A 3,495-nucleotide genomic window follows, 5' to 3' on the forward strand; every position below is an offset into this window, starting at 1 on the left:
GCACCCGTCCGGTTTCACTTCGCCGGCCCGTGCTAAAAATCCGCAACCAGGCCGGCAATCCAGCCACCGCGCCGACGTTCGTTAGACCCACGAGGCACGTCGAACGTTGGATTAGCGTTCGGTTATGCCCCGCTCCAGCGCTCCGTCGTGGGAGGGTACGTCCAAAACACGTCCGCCGGATCGGTCCGCGCGAAGGCGGCCGGTCCGGCGGCGATGCATCCATCCCGCAAGTGATTGCAGATGGACAATTTAACACCGAATCCGCTCCCGTGGAAGCCCGGGCCCGGAAAACCTGCAACAGAATTCTCACGCAGAGCCGCAGAGGCGCAGAGAACTGGTTCGTAGTCCTCTGCGCCTCTGCGGCTCTGCGTGAGAAATCAGTAAGACTTCGCCGTGCTAGGAGTTGGGCGTCGCGCGCCGGCTCCACAGGTAGTAGACGGGGATGCCCAGCAGCACCACGAACAGCCCGCTGAACGAGTACACGGGCTTGGCCACCAGCAGGATCAGCGCGACGCCCGTGGCCGCCAGCATGTACAGCGCCGGCACCAGCGGGTAGCCGAACGCCCTGTACGGGCGCGGCAGGTCCGGGCGCAGGCTGCGCAGCCGGAACAGGGCCACCATCGTGAGCACGTAGAAGATGAGCGCCGCGAAGATCACGTAGTCCAGCAGCTGGCCGTACGTGCCCGTCAGGCACAGCAGCGCCGTCCAGATGCCCTGCGCCACCAGCGCCCACGCCGGCACGTCGTTGCGGTTCACCTCGCCCGCGCGGGCAAAGAACAGCCCGTCGCGCGCCATGGCGAAGTACACCCGCGCCCCGGCCAGGATGAGCCCGTTGATGCAGCCGAAGGTGGAGACCAGGATGGCGCCCGCCATCAGGTACTGCCCCACGGGGCCAAACATCTGCTCCAGGGCCAGCGTGCCCACGCGGTCCTGCGGCGCGCCCTTGATCTGCGCCAGCGTGAGCACCGACAGGTACGACAGGTTGGCCAGCACGTACAGCAGCGTCACCAGCCCCGTCCCCAGCGCCAGCGCCAGGGGCAGGTTGCGCTCCGGCCGGCGCACCTCGGCCGCCGCGAAGGTCACGTTGTTCCACGCGTCCGACGAGAACAGCGAGCCCACCATGGCCGAGCCGAACGCCGTGATGATCAGGGGGATGGCGATCCCCATCACCGACACCGGCGTGCCGCCCGGCTCGCCCGCCCAGAAGTTGCCGAAGTTGCTGGAGATGGCCCCCGCGTTGCGCCCCAGCGTGATGCCCAGGAGGATGAGCGCCGCCAGGGCGCCCGTCTTGGCGATGGTAAAGCTCGTCTGGATCCACTTGGCCTCGCGCAGGCCGCGCAGGTTCACCCAGGTGAGCAGGGCGATGATGACGATGCCCACCACCCGCTGCCACGAAAGGCCCAGGTCGATGTCGCCGCCGGGCATGTGGATGCCCTTGACGCCCACGAACACGTCCGGCGACACGGCGGGAAAGAACACGCCCAAAAAGCGGCTGAACGCCACGGCCACGGCCGCGATGGTTCCCGTCTGGATCACCATGAACAGCGTCCAGCCGTACAGGAACCCCGTCATGCGCCCCAGCCCCTCGCGCAGGAACACGTACTGCCCGCCCGCCCGCGGCATGGCCGCCGCCAGCTCGCCGTAGCTCAGGGCCGCGGCCAGCGTCATGAGCCCCGACGCCACCCACACGGCGATCAGCCCGCCCACCGAGCCCATGTTGCGCGCGATGTCGGCCGAGACGATGAAGATGCCGGAGCCGATCATGCTCCCCGCCACCAGCATCACCGCGTCCAGCAGCGTCAGTCCCTGCCGCAGTCCCGCATCGGCGGCGGGGGCCGGCGGGGCCGCCGGCCGCGTGGTGTCCATCGTGCTCATGTCGTGTCGCTCGGGGGGTCGGGGCGTGCGCGGGGCCGGCGGAGCGCCGGTGCGCCAAGAGGGATCAGCAGAAACGCATCACAAGAACATACGCCGTGGTGCCGGAAAGGAAAGAGGCCCGGCCGGTGTCGTACCCGGCCGGGCCCCTCGTCGGTTCCGTCCCGCGGATCAGCGGGGGGCCTGCACCACCACCGGCGCGGGCGCGGCGGCCACGGCGGCCGGCGCCTCCGTCGTCACGCCGGCCTCGACCTCGCGGACGGGCTCGTGCACGGCCGACACCGCGATGTGCGGCGCGATCACCAGCGACACGATGGACATGAGCTTGATGAGGATGTTCATCGAGGGGCCGCTCGTGTCCTTGAACGGGTCGCCCACGGTGTCGCCCGTCACGGCCGCCTTGTGCTCGTTGCTGCCCTTGTAGAAGAGCTGGCCGTTGATGGTGGCGCCCTTCTCGAACGACTTCTTGGCGTTGTCCCAGGCACCGCCGGCGTTGGACTGGAACATGGCCATGAGCACGCCCGACACCGTCACGCCGGCCAGCAGGCCGCCCAGCACCTCGGGCCCCATGGTAAAGCCCACCAGGATGGGGACGATGAGGGCGATGGCGCCCGGCAGCAGCATCTCGCGGATGGCGGCCCGGGTGCTGATCTCCACGCAGCGGCCGTACTCCGGCTTGCCCGTGCCCTCCAGGATGCCCGGGATCTCGCGGAACTGGCGGCGCACCTCCTCCACCATGCTCATGGCCGCGCGGCCCACGGCCGCGATGGCCAGCGACGAGAAGATGAACGGGATCATGGCGCCCACGAACAGGCCGCCCAGCACCCGCGCGTTGGAGATGTCGATGGACGAGATCCCCGAGATGCCCATGAACGCCGCGAACAGCGCCAGGGCCGTGAGCGCCGCCGAGGCGATGGCGAAGCCCTTGCCCGTGGCCGCCGTGGTGTTGCCCACCGCGTCCAGGATGTCCGTACGCTGGCGCACCTCCGGGGGAAGCTCGCTCATCTCGGCGATGCCGCCCGCGTTGTCGGCGATGGGGCCGAACGCGTCGATGGCCAGCTGCATGGCCGTGGTGGCCATCATGCCCGCGGCCGCGATGGCCACGCCGTACAGCCCCGCGAACTCGTAGCTGGCGATGATGCCGCCGGCCAGCACGAGGATGGGCAGCGTCGTCGATTCCATGCCCACCGCCAGGCCGCCGATGACGTTGGTGGCGTGGCCCGTGGACGACTGCTGCACGATGGACTGCACGGGGCGGCGCCCCATGGCCGTGTAGTACTCGGTGATGATGCTCATCAGCGCGCCCACCAGCAGGCCCACGGCCACGGCGCCAAAGACGCCCATGCGGCCGAACGCCTCGCTGCCCGCGCGGCCCATCTGCATGCTCTCCGGCAGCATCCACTGGATGAGGAAGAACGAGAAGATGCCCGTGAGGATGATGCTCACCCAGTTGCCCAGGTTGAGCGCGCCCTGCACGTTGCCGCCCTCCTTGACCCGCACCAGCAGGATGCCGATGAGCGAGAACAGGATGCCGGCGCCGGCGATGACCATGGGCAGCAGGATGGGGCTCATGCCGCCGAAGTTGTCGCCCGTGGCCACCACCTCGCGGCCCAGCACCATGGT

At 69.3% G+C, this 3,495-nt stretch carries 2 protein-coding genes; both read right to left on the reverse strand.

What is annotated here, in order from left to right; all coding sequences use genetic code 11:
• Positions 1 to 396 precede the first annotated feature (396 nt).
• On the reverse strand, positions 397 to 1,875 hold the full coding sequence (locus VFZ20_RS03170) for an APC family permease (protein WP_329682374.1): 1,479 nt from the start codon (positions 1,873 to 1,875) through the stop codon (positions 397 to 399).
• Positions 1,876 to 2,043: 168 nt separating this feature from the next.
• A partial coding sequence (locus tag VFZ20_RS03175) for a sodium-translocating pyrophosphatase (RefSeq protein WP_329682375.1) occupies positions 2,044 to 3,495 on the reverse strand: 1,452 nt, incomplete at its 5' end.

The sequence above is a fragment of the Longimicrobium sp. genome, from assembly GCF_036280135.1.
Lineage (GTDB): Bacteria > Gemmatimonadota > Gemmatimonadetes > Longimicrobiales > Longimicrobiaceae > Longimicrobium.